Genomic DNA, 13689 nt, shown 5'->3' on the forward strand with positions numbered 1-13689 from the left:
CAAAAAGGATACTGCCAAAAATGAGGCGGAATTTTTAGTGATTTTGAGCGGTTCTACACAAAATGACGCTGTATCGCACAAAACGAACCGCTGCATTTTGTTTTCACGGTTGCATTATGTCGGTAAAGCTGGTATACTAGGTAAGGTTTTGGGGTGTGCCCCAAGCCCTTACACAAGATATGGGGATGCCCCACAGGAGAACTGCCATGAACTACGCAACCATCAAATATTGTGATATTGCCAACGGGGAAGGGGTGCGCACCAGCCTGTTTGTCTCGGGCTGCCGCCGCCATTGCCCCAACTGTTTCAACGCAGTGGCGTGGGATTTCAACTATGGCGCGCCCTTTACCGACGCGGTGAAGGAGCAAATCATCGAGAGCCTGGCCCCCGGCTACATCAACGGTCTGTCGCTGCTGGGCGGCGAGCCGCTGGAGCCGGAAAACCAGCGTGCGCTGCTGCCCTTTATCAAAGAGGTAAAGGCCCGCTGCCCAGGTAAGACCATCTGGTGCTACACCGGCAACAATCTCGAACACGAGGTATGGCAGCCCGGCTGCGGCCGCTGCGAAGTCACGGACGAGTTCCTACAATATATAGATGTGCTGGTGGACGGCGAATTTGTGCAGGACAAGTATGATATCAGCCTGCGGTTCCGCGGTTCGAGCAACCAGCGCATCATTGACATGAACAAGACCCGCGCGGCGGGAAAGATCGTCCTTTGGCAGGACGACCCGATTTTTGCGGATCACAAGATGTAACGGAGGCGGCCGCGGGCGGATATGGAGTCCGCTCCTGCGAACCGCAAGGCCGAGGTGCAGGGGCCGCACATAGGCGGCCCGCAGCCCTGCGGTAAGAAGCCGTCTGCCTTCCACGCGAGGGCCGGGCAAGCCTGGCCCCTACACCTCTGCCATATTTCAAAAATAGGAGCAATAATCATCTACTATGTCCACCCCCGCCAAATCCAAATCCATGACCGAAGGGCCATTGGCCAAACAAATTCTGCTGGTCAGTCTGCCGCTGGCCCTGTCTAACCTTTTACAAATTCTGTTCAACCTGTCCGATGTTGCCGTTGTGGGCCGCTTTGCAGGCTCCACGGCGCTGGGCGCAGTCGGCTCCACGGCAACGTTCGTCACGCTGTTCACCGGCTTTCTTATCGGCCTCAGCAACGGTATCAATGTTCTGGTGGCGCGGTTTTACGGTGCCAGGCACCCCAAGGACGTCAGCAAGACCGTCCATTCGGCGCTGCTGGTCAGCCTGGCGGCGGGTGTGCTGCTGCTGTTTATCGGTCTGGTCGGCTCGCCCGCGCTGCTGCGGCTGCTGAATACCAAAGAGGACCTGCTCCCCGGTGCCATTTTGTACCTGCGCGTCTACTTTTTGGGTATGCCCGCGCTGGCGCTCTATAACTTCGGCAACGCTGTGTTCAGCGCCATCGGCGATACCAAGAAGCCACTGACCTATCTTTCTATCGCGGGTGCGCTGAATATTGTGTTGAACCTGTTCTTCGTCATCGTCTGCAAGCTCGATGTCGCGGGTGTGGCGCTGGCCAGCACGATTGCCCAGTGCGTCTCGGCGGGGCTGATCCTGCACGCGCTGACAAAAGTCCGGGACTGCTATGCGCTGGACTTTCACAAGATAAAATTGGACATTCCAACGACAAAACGCATTTTGCTGCTGGGGATTCCGGCAGGCTTCCAGAACGCGGTTTTCGCTATCGCCAACCTGTTTATCCAGGCGGGCGTCAACTCCTTCGACTCGCTGATGGTCAAGGGCAACTCGGCCGCCGCCAACGCGGATGCCCTGATTTATGACGCTATGGCGGCGTTTTACATGGCCTGCGCCAGTTTTATGAGCCAGAACTACGGTGCGGGCAAGCTGGACCGCGTAAAGAAAAGCTACTTCATCGCGCTGGCCTACTCCTTTGGGCTGGGCGCGGTGCTGGGCGGTGGGCTGCTGGTGTTTGGCCGCCAGTTCCTTGCGCTGTTCACCACCGAGAGTGCCGTCATCGACGCAGGCATGAAGCGCATCCTAGTCATGGGCTGGGCCTACTGCATCTCGGCTTTCATGGACTGCACGATTGCCGCCTCCCGCGGGCTGGGCCGGACCATCGGCCCCACCGTTATCGTTATTCTGGGGTCCTGCGTATTCCGCGTGGCGTGGGTCTACACGATCTTCGCCCACTTCCACACGATTCCCTCGCTGTACCTGCTGTATCCCTGCTCCTGGGCGCTGACTGCCGCCGCAGAGATCGCCTATTTTGTCTTTGCCTACCGCCAGTCCGTCCAGCGCTTGCAGCAGCGCGACGCACTGGCGCGCCTGTAAGGGGAGGGGAGAGGTATGGACACCAAAGCCACCATTTCCGCCGCGCCAAAAGAACTGACCGACCGCCAACTCGTCAACACCCCCATCGGCCCGGTCTGCATGAGCCGCACCGAGTACGAGCTGTACCGGGCAGAACTGGAACTGCGCAAAGCCAAGGAAACGCAGCATTTATAACACGTCAGGCCCCCGGGCGCTGCTGCCTGCCAGCACGCCCGGGGGCCTTGTTTTTCAGTGTATAGAAGCACCCCGCCCGCACATCACGAAAACCGTGACGTGCGGGCGGGGTGTTATGCTATGATTTTAAGCGCAGTCGCTCAAATTACAGCTGGGGGCCGGCAGAGACCAGAGCCTTGCCGTGCTCGTTGCCTTCGTACTTGGCGAAGTTCTTGATGAAGCGGCCAGCCAGATCCAGAGCCTTGGTCTCCCACTCGGAAGCATCCTTGTAGGTGTCGCGAGGATCGAGGATGGCGGGATCGACACCGGGCAGCTCGGTGGGAACCTCAAAGTCGAAGTGCGGGATCTTCTTGGTGGGGGCCTCGTTGATAGCGCCGCTCAGGATCGCGTCGATGATGCCGCGGGTATCCTTGATGGAGATGCGCTTGCCGGTGCCGTTCCAGCCGGTGTTGACCAGGTAAGCCTTAGCGCCGGACTTCTGCATCTTCTTGACCAGTTCCTCAGCGTACTTGGTGGGATGCAGCTCCAGGAAGGCCTGGCCGAAGCAGGCGGAGAAGGTCGGGGTGGGCTCGGTGATGCCGCGCTCGGTGCCGGCCAGCTTGGCGGTGAAGCCGGACAGGAAGTAGTACTGGGTCTGCTCGGGGGTCAGGATGCTGACCGGGGGCAGAACGCCGAACGCATCAGCAGACAGGAAGATGACGTTCTTGGCGGCAGGGGCAGAAGAGATCGGGCGAACGATGTTCTGGATGTGGTTGATGGGGTAGGACACACGGGTGTTCTCGGTGACGGACTTGTCAGCGAAGTCGATCTTGCCCTCGCCGTCAACGGTAACGTTCTCCAGCAGAGCGTTGCGCTTGATGGCGTTGTAGATATCAGGCTCAGAGTCCTTATCCAGGTTGATGACCTTGGCGTAGCAGCCGCCCTCGAAGTTGAAGACGCCGTTGTCGTCCCAGCCGTGCTCGTCGTCGCCAATCAGCAGGCGCTTCGGGTCGGTGGACAGGGTGGTCTTGCCGGTGCCGGACAGACCGAAGAAGATGGCAGTGTTCTTGCCCTCCTTATCGGTGTTGGCAGAGCAGTGCATGGAGGCCATGCCCTTCAGCGGCAGGAAGTAGTTCATCATGGAGAACATGCCCTTCTTCATCTCGCCGCCGTACCAGGTGTTGATGATGACCTGCTCTTTGCTGGTGATGTTGAAGGCAACGCAGGTCTCGCTGTTCAGGCCCAGCTCCTTGTAGTTCTCAACCTTAGCCTTGGAGGCGTTGTAAACAACGAAGTCAGGCTCGAAGTTGGCCAGCTCCTCGGCGGTGGGCTTGATGAACATATTGGTGACAAAGTGTGCCTGCCAGGCCACTTCCACGATGAAGCGGATCGCCATGCGGGTGTCCTTGTTTGCGCCGCAGAAAGCATCCACGACGAACAGGCGCTTGTTGCACAGCTCCTTCTTGGCAATGTCCTTAACGGCAGACCAGGTGGCCTCAGTCATGGGATGGTTGTCGTTCTTGTACTCGTCGCTGGTCCACCAGACGGTGTTCTTGGAGTTCTCGTCAACAACGATGTACTTGTCCTTGGGGGAACGGCCGGTGTAAACGCCGGTCATAACGTTGACAGCGCCCAGCTCGGTGACCTGGCCCTTCTCATAGCCGGTCAGCTCGGGTTTGGTCTCTTCCTCGAACAGCATCTCGTAAGAGGGGTTATGCACGATCTCGGTCGTGCCGGTAATGCCATACTTAGTCAAATCCAGATTTGCCATGTTTACATATACCTCTTTCTCTATACTTTTGGCTGAATGGGGCAACAGGGGTCTAAGTCAGCCTCCTAGTGCCCCATCCTGTTATTTATTATACAAAGATTTTGCCGCAAAAGCAAGGCCAAATTCTTTCAAAGATTGTGACATTATTGTAAAATAGTTTGAATTTTAAAAAATACACGTTGCAGGGCGGCGTCCCCGATGCCCCGCGGACTGTGCCGGGCGAGCGGAGCGAAGGGGGAGGGGCTTTTGCATCCCCTTTACCGCCGTTTTCCCCCAAAAATCCCCCTTTATGTAAAAAATCCACAAGAATATTTATGTATATTTTGTGAAATTGCGAATAGCCTTACCCCCCCCCGGTGGTAAAATATGGGTATTCGTTGAAACTGCATTTGACAGTTTTGAAAAAATTGGGAGGAATTTAAATGAAAGACAACCGAACATCGGTCAAGCGCAGCCTGCTTGTCAGCGCCATTGCCCTCACGACTGCCAAGCCTGTGATGGTCAAGAAGTCCGCCGATGCCCCGGCTAGCACCGAGCCCAGCACAATCAACGTTGCCGCAGTTACCTTTTAACGTCTATCATAAACAGACAAACTCCCTTGTGTAGGGACGAGCATTGCTCGCCCGGGCCGTTTGCCTAGTGAGAAACTTTCCCATGAACGCGCAGTTGCGCCAGGTTGACGGGCGAACAATGCTCGCCCCTACATTCTCTGCAAGGCACGGGCGTGCCATTTCGGCACACTAAATCCGCTTTTCTCATCACTTCCTTACTAAATTGCCGTCCCCTCCCCGGAGGGGCGGCAAGCAAAGGGCGTAAACTGTATCGTTTACGCCCTTTGCTTGCTGTAAATTACAACCTTAAAAGGATGCTTTTTATGCCAAATCCCAATCGCAAGACCCTATTGCGGGCGCTCTGCCTGACGGCGGCGGGTTCGGCGCTGTTTGCATCGCTGCATGTGGGCAGTACGTCGGCCTATTTCACCAGCACCGCCACCGTGCAGGTCGCCGATATCCAGGCCGGCACTTGGGCCGGGCAATCTGACGCCCCCGAGGCGGACTCCCCCGTATTCCTCGACGAGGAAACCATAGCCTCCGACACCCTGCTGGCCGCCGCGCCGGCCCCAGCCGCACTGACCGCAGAGGAACCTGCGGCCACGCCGTCCCCCACGGCAGAACCGACTGCCACGCCGGAACCTACCGCCGAGCCGACACCCACCCCGGCGGCCACCGCCTGAAAGGCACGATACAGCTGGCCGACGGTGCGGCCCTGACAGTACATGGCAAAGGCATGATACAGGCTACCGCCCGCAGCCACAGCCGCGCAGGCTGCCCCATTTACGCCCGCGGGCAGGGCTGTCGCGTGGACCTGTATGGCGGCCGCTATCTGGGCGGTGCCGGGTCTTGTGCCGTCTGTGCGGCGGCGGGGCAGGTGATTTTGCACGGCGGCCTGTACGCCGTAAAGGGCGACAGCGCCGACCACCTGCTGTACAGTGTAGGGGATGGGGCCATCACCGTAGAGGGCGGGCGGTTTGTCGGGTTTGACCCTGCGGCCTGCCTTGCGCCCGGCAGAACCACGGCGGCGCAGGAAACGGACAAGGGCATTTTGTACGTAGTGAAAGAACTATAAAAAGCGAGGGACGCACCGCAATAGGTGCGTTCCTCGCTTTCGTATGAATTATGTAGGAATTATTTACGCATCCGAACGCGAATAGGCATTCTTCATGCCGCTGCTCAACTCAAACAGCACCTTGTTCAGCGCGTCGGTCGTCTCGACTTTGGCCATGGCGGCAATCTCCTCGTTGGCCTTTTCGCGCAGGGCGGCGCGGGCGGCGGGGTCAGCCTCGGCGCGCTGGGCGTCGTCGTACCGGTTGATGAAGCCGTTGGACTTTGCGCCGACGCTCAGGGTGTAGCGCTCGATGTGGAACACCGACTTTGCGTAGGACGCATCGGCCATGGCGGCCAGCAGGCGGCTGGCCCAGTAGAAGTTGCCTGTGGAGACATCGCCGGTCGTGTTGGACAGATACTCCGGCGTCGTGTCCACGTTGGCGTAGAAGGGCAGCATCGTGTTGAAGGCGTTGGACGCAAAGGCCAGCCACTCCACGGCGCGGAAATCCTCCGGTACGTCGGGGCGCATCTGCAAAAGCGCCATAAAGTCGTTGCGGTTCACACCGATGGGGCGGTAGATGCCCTTCTCGGCGGCTGCGGCGGCGTAGGGATCGTAGGGCGTGCCCTGATAATGAGACGACAGCACGTACTTTACATCCTCGGGCGTGACCTTCTTCTCGGGCACCATGCACCAGGGCAGATCGTCGGAGCGCGGCGTAAAGTCGGCGTCGGGGCCATCCCATACGAAGGTGTTGGGATTGAAATACCGCAGCATATACCACGCGCGGGGCGTGTTGTAGACGTGGTCGGCGTCGTCGTGGCTGCCGAAGGTATCCCGCGGGTTCAGCGCACCGTCCTGGGACAGGTCGAGGTGATACTTTTTGATAAAGTCGCGCAGATCAGCCGAGCACATGAAGTCCTTCTGCTCGCCCAAAGCGTCGTCCAGGTCCAGCGTGTCCAGGCCCAGCTGGTTCGGCATGACGACATAGACATCGTCGGGTACGCGGCGGGCCATCCAATGGTGGCCGCCGATGGTCTCCAGCCACCAAATCTCGTCCACATCCTGGAAGGCAATGCCGTTCATCTCATAGGTGCCGTACTGTTCCAGCAGGCTGCCCAGGCGGCGGGCACCCTCGCGGGCGGTGCGCACGTAGGGCAGCACAAGGTAGACGATATCTTCCTCGCCGATGCCGCCCTTGACCAGCGGGTCAGCGCCCAGCACGCGCGGGTTGGAGGTGATGGTCTCGGTCGCGGTCATGCCGACGTTGGCGGCGTTCACACCGCTGGCCGCCCACAGGCCCTTGCCCTCCACGGCGTTGGGCACGGCAGTCATCCGCAGGCCGTCGCCGGGCAGGGGGATCTCGACGCCCGAAATCACGGATTTGTAGACAGCTGGGTAGTCCTGCGGCTGGAACACGGTAAATTTTTTCGCGGTAAAATGGCCGGAGCCGGAATCGTCGTTGCGGGCAATCATCGTGGAGCCGTCATACGACGCATTTTTGCCGACCAGAATGGTAGTGCAAGCCATGTTTGAACATCTCCTTATGTATTATATAACCCTATTATAAACCTGTTTTCCCAAATTTCAATCACAATTCCTGTGCCACGCCCTGGGGGATAACGCCGGTTTGGTAGGCCTCCACCAGGGCGGTCAAATCGCGGATGAGCGCCTGCTTGCGGCCGCCCTCGTCAGTGTCGCGCACCAGGATACGCTGCGGTGCGGTGTAGATGTACTCGCTCTTGGACGTGATATCCTCGTCCTCGTGGATGGCCTTGTCAGTGTTTTCAAACGGCTGGTGGGTGCGAAGAATCAACCCGCGGGAATTGTAGACCAGTGTGTAGCCCGCAATGCCGGTGCGCTGGTGGTAGGCGCGGCAGAAGCCGCCGTCGATGATGATGAGCCGCCCACCGCCCTTGATGGGGCTTTCGCCTTCAATAGCGCGGACCGGCACATGGCCGTTGACGATATGGCTGCCCTCGCCTTCCAAGCCAAATTCGCGCAAAATATGTTCGGCGGTGCGCGGGTCGGCAATGTGCTTGTAGTAGGGGTCCTTTACCTCGACGTGGGCGGCGGGGTCGGCAATGTACAGCCGTTCAAACGTCGTCATGGCGCTGCGGCCAAACAACGGCGATTTTGCCCCGCACCACAGATACCACAAAAAGTCCTGCCCAGCCAGCCGCGCAGGGCTGCCCTGCGGCGCACTGTAACCCTGGCGGGCGCGGCGGTCGCAGTAGTCGAACAGCGCCTTGCCGCTGCGGGCAACGCCCTCAAAGGTGATAGCCGCAAACGCGCCGTTTTCGGTCATGGGCACAGCGCCGTGGTAGAGCAGATTGCCGTTGCACATTTTATAAAATGCGCCGTGAGCGTACAAAAATTGCACATGGCGCTGCAGCCGCTCGCTCTCGGCAAAGCTGCGCACCAGCCCGGCAATGACCTTGCCCTCGTCGGCGGTCAGCACGGTGGGGTGCGCCGGATCCACGGTGGGAAAATCGCAGTCCAGCAGGGGATAGGTCGTGCCAAAATAATCCACTGTGCCTGCGTCAAAGTCGATGTGATTTAAGAAGTCGCGGCCCTGCAAATCAAAATCCGGGTTGCGGGCAATGACCTGGGCTTCGAGCTTGAGCATCATGACGGTCACGGCTTTGTGCATCCGCGCGGCGGCGGTCAAATCGCCCGCAGCGGTGCGCGGGTCTGCGTGGGGCAGCCAGCGCGACACATCGGAATCGGCGTAGGTATGCTGGGCAAAACGCTCGAGCTGCCGCAGGCTGATACCGTAGCCGCCCTCAAGGGTGTCGAGATTGTTGTAAGCCAGTGTCGTTTTCAGCACCGTCATGATGCAGAGCGGACTGCCCGCCGCCGCGCCCATCCAGACGACATCGTGGTTGCCCCACTGGATATCCACCTGGTGGTGGGCCATCAGGCTGTCCAGAATGCGGTCAGGGCGCGGGCCGCGGTCGAACAGGTCGCCCACGATGTGCAGGCGGTCAACGGCCAGCCGCTTGATGACCTCGCAGAAGCGAACAATGTAGGCGTCGGCGCGGTCGTAGCGGATGATGCTCTCGATGATTTCGCCGTAATACTGGTCCTTGTCGTGGTCCTCAAAGTGGGCGTGAAGCAGTTCGTCGAGGATGTGGCCGCAATTCTGGGGCAGGCAGCGGCGCACATGGTCGCGGGTGTGCTTGCTGGACACGAACCGGCACAGATCAATGAGCCGCAGCAGTGTCAGCCGATACCAGGCGTGCAGGTCTTTTTGGCGGGCTTTCAGCTCGGGCAATTTTTGATTGGGATAATAGACCAATGTTGCCAACTCGGCGCGTTCGTCGGCGGGGACGCCGGGGCCTAACACCGTGTCGATCTTTTCCCGGATGACGCCCGACGCGCTGTTTAAAATATGTACAAACGCTTCATGCTCGCCGTGCAGGTCGCTCATAAAATGCTCGGTGCCCTTGGGCAGGCGCAGCAGTGCCTCAATGCGGATGATCTCGCTGGCCGCGGCGGCCACGGTCTTGTATTTCTGGGAAAGCAGGCGCAGATAGCGCAGATGCTCGTCGGAATATGGCACGGGCAGGACCTCCCTGTACTTTTATTTCATCTATATGGAATTATAACACACTTTTAGGCAAAACAAAAGGGCCGCAGCCCTAAGAATTTAGGGCTGCGGCCCGGAAGAGTATGCCTTGCAGGGGTCGATGCTCACATCCACCGCTACGGCGTTCCGGAAGATGAGCGATTACTCGATCTCAATCAACGTCTGCTTCGGTTCCAATTTCTTGGCGTCGGCCTTGGGCAGATGCAGGCTCAGGATGCCGTTCTCAAATTTGGCGCTGATATCCTTGGGTTCCAGCTCCTTGCCAACGTAGAAGCTGCGGGCACAGCTGCCGGTGGCACGCTCCTGGCGAATGTAGCGGCCCTCGTTGTCCTTCTCGTCCAGTTCCTCATTGCGCTGGGCGCTGATGGTCAGATAGCCGTTGTCAAGGTCGAGCTTGACATCCTCCTTCTTGAAGCCGGGCAGGTCGACAAACACATCGTAACTGTCCTTGTTCTCGCGGACGTCGGTCTTCATCACATTGGCGGCACGTTTGCCAAACATACTGCGGGGTTCGGCAGCGCGCATTGCACGGTCAAAGTCATGCGCCCAGGCATCGCTGAACAAATCATCCATCAAACCATCATTGAACATATACGGAACCATCATCATAAGTCATTCCTCCAATTTTCATCGGCTGAACGTAGACTGTGCGTACAGTTGACTTTTGAATTAAGCTTTGTTGTTCCTTTGGGGGTTCTGGTTCTTTCGTCCCTGTTCCCCTTGGAACGCTTTTATAATAACACGGCAAATTAGCACTGTCAATAGTAGAGTGCTAATGTTTACAAGTTGTGTAATGATTGTTCATAAAATATGCAATAAGCTTTTGAATACAGCGATAGTACGTGATTTTGTGTAGTGATCAATACGCCTGGCCCCTGCACAAGTGTGTACGCACCATATAAAACAAGAACATGCCCGCCACCCTTGCCAAATTTTCGTCTGTTTTTTTGTGCGGTTTGCGGATTGACACTTTTTGAATGCAACGGTATCCTTGAACTGCGCGCGACTATCATGCGCAACATTTTCAGCAAGGGAGGGAACGTGCGCACCATGGCGAATAACACTACACCCATGAAAATTGCAGAGATCGCAGACGCGCTCGGAATCTCGAAAACCACGGTATCACGTGCGCTTTCCGGCAAAGGACGCGTGGGGGAGGAGACCCGCGCCCGGGTGCTTGCCTACGCCGGGCTGACCGGGCGCGAGGTCGCGCCGCCCCATCCGGTGACACAGGGCGCAACACATAATCTGTCACTCATCATCCCGAAACACTTTATCCGCCTGGATTTGCCCTTCCTGCGCAAATGTATGGGCGGCATCTGCGCCATGGCTGCGCAGCGCGGGTATGACCTGCTGCTCTGCTATGTCAGTGAGACCGACACCGACCAACTGGAACGCCAGCTGGCAAGCCATAAAGTTGATGGTGTCATCCTTTCCCGCACCATGTCGGATGACCCCTGCATCGACTTGTTGAATCAGTACGGTGTGCCTTTTGTGGCCATCGGCCGCATCGACGACCCGGAGATTCCCCAGGCCGACAACGACCAGCTGGGTGCAGCGTGCGAAATGACCCGCTTGCTGCTGCAGTTGGGCACCCGGCGCATCGCCTACCTGGGCGGCAGCGGCACTTATACCGTCAACGCCGACCGGCTGCGTGGCTATCTGCGAGGTCTGGCCGAGTTCGGTGTGCAGGCCGACCAAACGCTGATCCACACGGGATTGGAGAGCGACGAACAGCGCACCGACGCACTGGAAGCTACACTGGAGCACCGCCCCGACTGCCTGCTCTGCTGTGACGACCGGCTGGCCTTTGACGTTGTGCGGGAGCTGCGGGCACGGCATATCCATGTACCCCAGGACATCCGCGTGGCAAGCCTGTATGACAGCGAATTGCTCGTAGACATAACACCTTCTATCTCGGCAGTGCGGTTTGACGCCGAGCGCATCGGCTCCACTGCCTGCCGGATGCTGCTGGACATTTTGGCCGGGAAGGACGTGCCGAAGCGCCAGCTGCAAGGGTATCAGGTCATTTTACGGGATTCGACAAAGTGAATAGCGTTTATCATGCCGCCCCGGAGGAATGCCTTCCGGGGCAGTTTTGCTATTCTGGAGGTGTCATGGTTTCCGGCTCTGCGCAACTTCCTATTTTATGACATCATCGAATCAAATTACAAAATAGTTACGGCAACGTCAGATTGCTGTACAAAACAGGGAAAATGTGTCCAAAAACAACCGCGTGCAACCCGGAAGTTGCGCAAGTTGCGCGCATTTTTCGTCGAATAAGCCGTTTCCGGCGGCAAAACAGCCAAAAACGCACTGTGAAACACGGATAATCTGTACATTGACACCAAGCGAAAAATCCTGTATCCTAAAAAACGTAAGGCGGATGCGCAAGTTAGTTGCGCAGCACCGCTCAAGGTGTTCACAAGAGAACATTTTTAAAAGAAGGAGAGTACATTATGAAAAAGCAAATCAGCCTGGCTCTGGCCGGTGTAATGGCTTTGTCCCTCGCCGCTTGCGGCGGCTCTGCCAGCACCGCCACCTCCACTTCCGAAGCAGCTTCCACTGCTGAGTCCACCGAGGCTTCCAGCGCAGCTTCCACCGAGGCCGCTGCTGCCGGCGATGTCCTTGATCAGGCTGCTGCCGCTGCCTTCGCTCAGGACGTTACCTTGACCATGTGGGGCGCTGAAGAGGATCAGGATCTGCTGCGTGAGATCAGCGACAAGTTCATCGAGAAGTACGGCAATTACGGCGGCAAGATCACCATCAACCTGGGCGCTCAGTCCGAAAAGGAGGCCAAGGATACCGTCCTGACCGACCCCACCGCCGCTGCTGATGTTTTTGCTTTTGCTGATGACCAGCTGAACGAGTTGGTTCAGGCTGGCGCTCTGCAGGAAGTGCAGCTGAATGCGGACGATATCAAGAGCCGCAACACTCCCGCGTCTGTCGATGCTGCCACGGTCGATGGCAAGCTCTATGCTTACCCCCTGACCGCTGACAACGGCTACTTCATGTTCTACGACAAGAGCTTCTTCACCGAGGACGATGTCAAGAGCCTTGACACGATGATGGACAAGGCAGCCGCCGCAGGCAAGAAGGTCTCTATGGACGTTGCGAACGGCTGGTACCTGTACAGCTTCTATGCTGGCGCCGGCTTGAATCTGGCTTTGGCTGATGACGGCGTGAACACCGTCTGCAACTGGAACGAGGCTCCCGGTGCTGATGTCACTCAGGCTGTCATCGATATCTGCAAAAACCCCGGTTTCATCGCCCTGAAGGACGAGGAGTTCACTGGTAAGCTGAAGGACGGCACTTTGGTTGCTGGCGTCAACGGCACCTGGCGTGCAAACGACGCTGCTGAAGCTTGGGGCGACAACTACGCCGCCTGCAAGCTGCCTACCTACACGCTGAACGGTGAGCAGGTCCAGATGGCCTCCTTCTCCGGCTACAAACTGATCGGTGTCAACCCCCACAGCGCTAACGTCGGTGCTGCTATGCTGCTGGCCGACTTCGTTACCAACGAAGAGAACGAGGAACTGCGCTTCAAGGAGCGCGCACAGGGCCCCTCCAACACCAACGCTCTGGCAGCCGCTTCTTCTCCGGCTCTGACCGCTGTTGTTGACCAGTCCGAGTACGCTAACCTGCAGCGCGTTGGCGGCAACTTCTGGGCTTCCGCTGAGACCCTCGGCTCCATCTGCGTCAACGGCAACCCCGATGGCAAGGACACCCAGACTTTGGTCGATGACGCTGTCGCCGGTATCACCGCTCCTGTTACCCAGTAATCTCTGTTCCTATCTATAATAATTAATAAAGAAATGATCTGATAAGACAGCCCGCTTGTGGTAGAAAACGACCGATGCAAGCGGGCTGTTTTATCCATATGATTTATGAAGATCGTGTGAACGAAAGGGGACTTCGCTGTGGCGAAAACTGCAACGCGAGCCATGCCGGGCGAGAAGAACTTCTTCCAGACTTTTGGGGAAGCCTTTGTAAAAGGCGATATCTTTACCAAAGTTTCGCTCCTGGTATGGGGCCTTGGCTATATCGGTCACGGCCAGCTGATGAAAGCGCTCCTTGTCACCCTCGTGGAGGGTCTGGGACTTTACTTCCTGGCATTTTACGGTGCGCCAAACCTTGCTAAATTCGGCACGCTGGGCACTGTCAAAATGGAGATGGTGTTCGACGTTACGACGATGAAAAACGTCGTGAACAATTACGATAACTCCTTCGAGATCCTGCTGATGAGCATGATTTC

General features: G+C 57.7%; 12 protein-coding genes and 1 pseudogene. 9 read left to right on the forward strand and 4 right to left on the reverse strand.

The annotated features are described in order from the left end of the window. Positions 1–206: 206 nt before the first annotated feature. The 3 genes from nrdG (at position 207) to ACZO0A_RS05005 (ending at position 2490) form a co-directional block, all read left to right on the forward strand. On the forward strand, positions 207–755 hold the full coding sequence (gene nrdG, locus ACZO0A_RS04995) for an anaerobic ribonucleoside-triphosphate reductase activating protein (RefSeq protein WP_291210296.1): 549 nt from the start codon (positions 207–209) through the stop codon (positions 753–755). Positions 756–939: 184 nt separating this feature from the next. Next, a complete protein-coding gene (locus tag ACZO0A_RS05000) occupies positions 940–2316 on the forward strand; it encodes an MATE family efflux transporter (protein ID WP_302377094.1) in 1377 nt (458 codons plus the stop codon). Between the two features lie 15 nt (positions 2317–2331). Then, entirely contained in the window at positions 2332–2490 is a 159-nt protein-coding gene (locus tag ACZO0A_RS05005; protein WP_291231978.1) for a hypothetical protein, read from the forward strand. Positions 2491–2635: 145 nt separating this feature from the next. Here ACZO0A_RS05005 and pckA read toward each other — a convergent pair whose 3' ends face one another. Continuing rightward, the gene (gene pckA / locus ACZO0A_RS05010; RefSeq protein WP_294719185.1) at positions 2636–4240 is read right to left on the reverse strand and encodes a phosphoenolpyruvate carboxykinase (ATP); all 1605 of its coding nucleotides are present in this window, start codon (positions 4238–4240) and stop codon (positions 2636–2638) included. A 422-nt stretch (positions 4241–4662) separates the two neighbouring features. On the opposite strand from pckA, the gene ACZO0A_RS05015 reads away from it, so the two are divergent. The 3 genes from ACZO0A_RS05015 (at position 4663) to ACZO0A_RS05025 (ending at position 5866) form a co-directional block, all read left to right on the forward strand. Then, the gene (locus ACZO0A_RS05015; RefSeq protein ID WP_302377098.1) at positions 4663–4812 is read left to right on the forward strand and encodes a hypothetical protein; all 150 of its coding nucleotides are present in this window, start codon (positions 4663–4665) and stop codon (positions 4810–4812) included. Positions 4813–5114: 302 nt separating this feature from the next. Beyond that, a complete protein-coding gene (locus tag ACZO0A_RS05020) occupies positions 5115–5474 on the forward strand; it encodes a SipW-dependent-type signal peptide-containing protein (protein WP_302377099.1) in 360 nt (119 codons plus the stop codon). 53 nt (positions 5475–5527) lie between these two features. Next, complete coding sequence (locus ACZO0A_RS05025) at positions 5528–5866, forward strand: hypothetical protein (RefSeq protein ID WP_330034452.1); 339 nt, start codon at positions 5528–5530, stop codon at positions 5864–5866. Positions 5867–5929: 63 nt separating this feature from the next. On the opposite strand, the gene ACZO0A_RS05030 is transcribed toward ACZO0A_RS05025, so the two are convergent. From ACZO0A_RS05030 to ACZO0A_RS05040, 3 genes are all read right to left on the reverse strand, one after another. Then, complete coding sequence (locus ACZO0A_RS05030) at positions 5930–7372, reverse strand: C69 family dipeptidase (RefSeq protein WP_486846126.1); 1443 nt, start codon at positions 7370–7372, stop codon at positions 5930–5932. Positions 7373–7433: 61 nt separating this feature from the next. Further along, positions 7434–9407 (reverse strand): fructose-1,6-bisphosphatase, encoded by a 1974-nt coding sequence (locus ACZO0A_RS05035; protein WP_486846127.1) that lies wholly within the window; start codon positions 9405–9407, stop codon positions 7434–7436. Positions 9408–9575: 168 nt separating this feature from the next. Further along, positions 9576–10040, reverse strand: a complete 465-nt coding sequence (locus ACZO0A_RS05040) for an Hsp20/alpha crystallin family protein (protein ID WP_291210327.1) — start codon at positions 10038–10040, stop codon at positions 9576–9578. A 444-nt stretch (positions 10041–10484) separates the two neighbouring features. On the opposite strand from ACZO0A_RS05040, the gene ACZO0A_RS05045 reads away from it, so the two are divergent. The 3 genes and pseudogenes from ACZO0A_RS05045 to ACZO0A_RS05055 form a co-directional block, all read left to right on the forward strand. After that, positions 10485–11486 (forward strand): LacI family DNA-binding transcriptional regulator, encoded by a 1002-nt coding sequence (locus ACZO0A_RS05045; protein WP_486846128.1) that lies wholly within the window; start codon positions 10485–10487, stop codon positions 11484–11486. Between the two features lie 407 nt (positions 11487–11893). After that, the gene (locus tag ACZO0A_RS05050; protein WP_302377108.1) at positions 11894–13216 is read left to right on the forward strand and encodes an extracellular solute-binding protein; all 1323 of its coding nucleotides are present in this window, start codon (positions 11894–11896) and stop codon (positions 13214–13216) included. A gap of 138 nt (positions 13217–13354) precedes the next feature. Then, positions 13355–13689: pseudogene (locus ACZO0A_RS05055) on the forward strand (sugar ABC transporter permease); the annotation flags it as partial.

The organism is Gemmiger sp., assembly GCF_057431175.1.

What these genes read in the sequence shown, in the direction of transcription:
- nrdG (WP_291210296.1), top strand. Translation starts at nt 207, where the DNA reads ATGAACTACGCAACCATCAAATATTGTGATATTGCCAACGGGGAAGGG.
- ACZO0A_RS05000 (WP_302377094.1), top strand. Translation starts at nt 940, where the DNA reads ATGTCCACCCCCGCCAAATCCAAATCCATGACCGAAGGGCCATTGGCC.
- ACZO0A_RS05005 (WP_291231978.1), top strand. Translation starts at nt 2,332, where the DNA reads ATGGACACCAAAGCCACCATTTCCGCCGCGCCAAAAGAACTGACCGAC.
- pckA (WP_294719185.1), bottom strand. Translation starts at nt 4,240, where the DNA reads ATGGCAAATCTGGATTTGACTAAGTATGGCATTACCGGCACGACCGAG.
- ACZO0A_RS05015 (WP_302377098.1), top strand. Translation starts at nt 4,663, where the DNA reads ATGAAAGACAACCGAACATCGGTCAAGCGCAGCCTGCTTGTCAGCGCC.
- ACZO0A_RS05020 (WP_302377099.1), top strand. Translation starts at nt 5,115, where the DNA reads ATGCCAAATCCCAATCGCAAGACCCTATTGCGGGCGCTCTGCCTGACG.
- ACZO0A_RS05025 (WP_330034452.1), top strand. Translation starts at nt 5,528, where the DNA reads ATGATACAGGCTACCGCCCGCAGCCACAGCCGCGCAGGCTGCCCCATT.
- ACZO0A_RS05030 (WP_486846126.1), bottom strand. Translation starts at nt 7,372, where the DNA reads ATGGCTTGCACTACCATTCTGGTCGGCAAAAATGCGTCGTATGACGGC.
- ACZO0A_RS05040 (WP_291210327.1), bottom strand. Translation starts at nt 10,040, where the DNA reads ATGATGGTTCCGTATATGTTCAATGATGGTTTGATGGATGATTTGTTC.
- ACZO0A_RS05045 (WP_486846128.1), top strand. Translation starts at nt 10,485, where the DNA reads ATGGCGAATAACACTACACCCATGAAAATTGCAGAGATCGCAGACGCG.
- ACZO0A_RS05050 (WP_302377108.1), top strand. Translation starts at nt 11,894, where the DNA reads ATGAAAAAGCAAATCAGCCTGGCTCTGGCCGGTGTAATGGCTTTGTCC.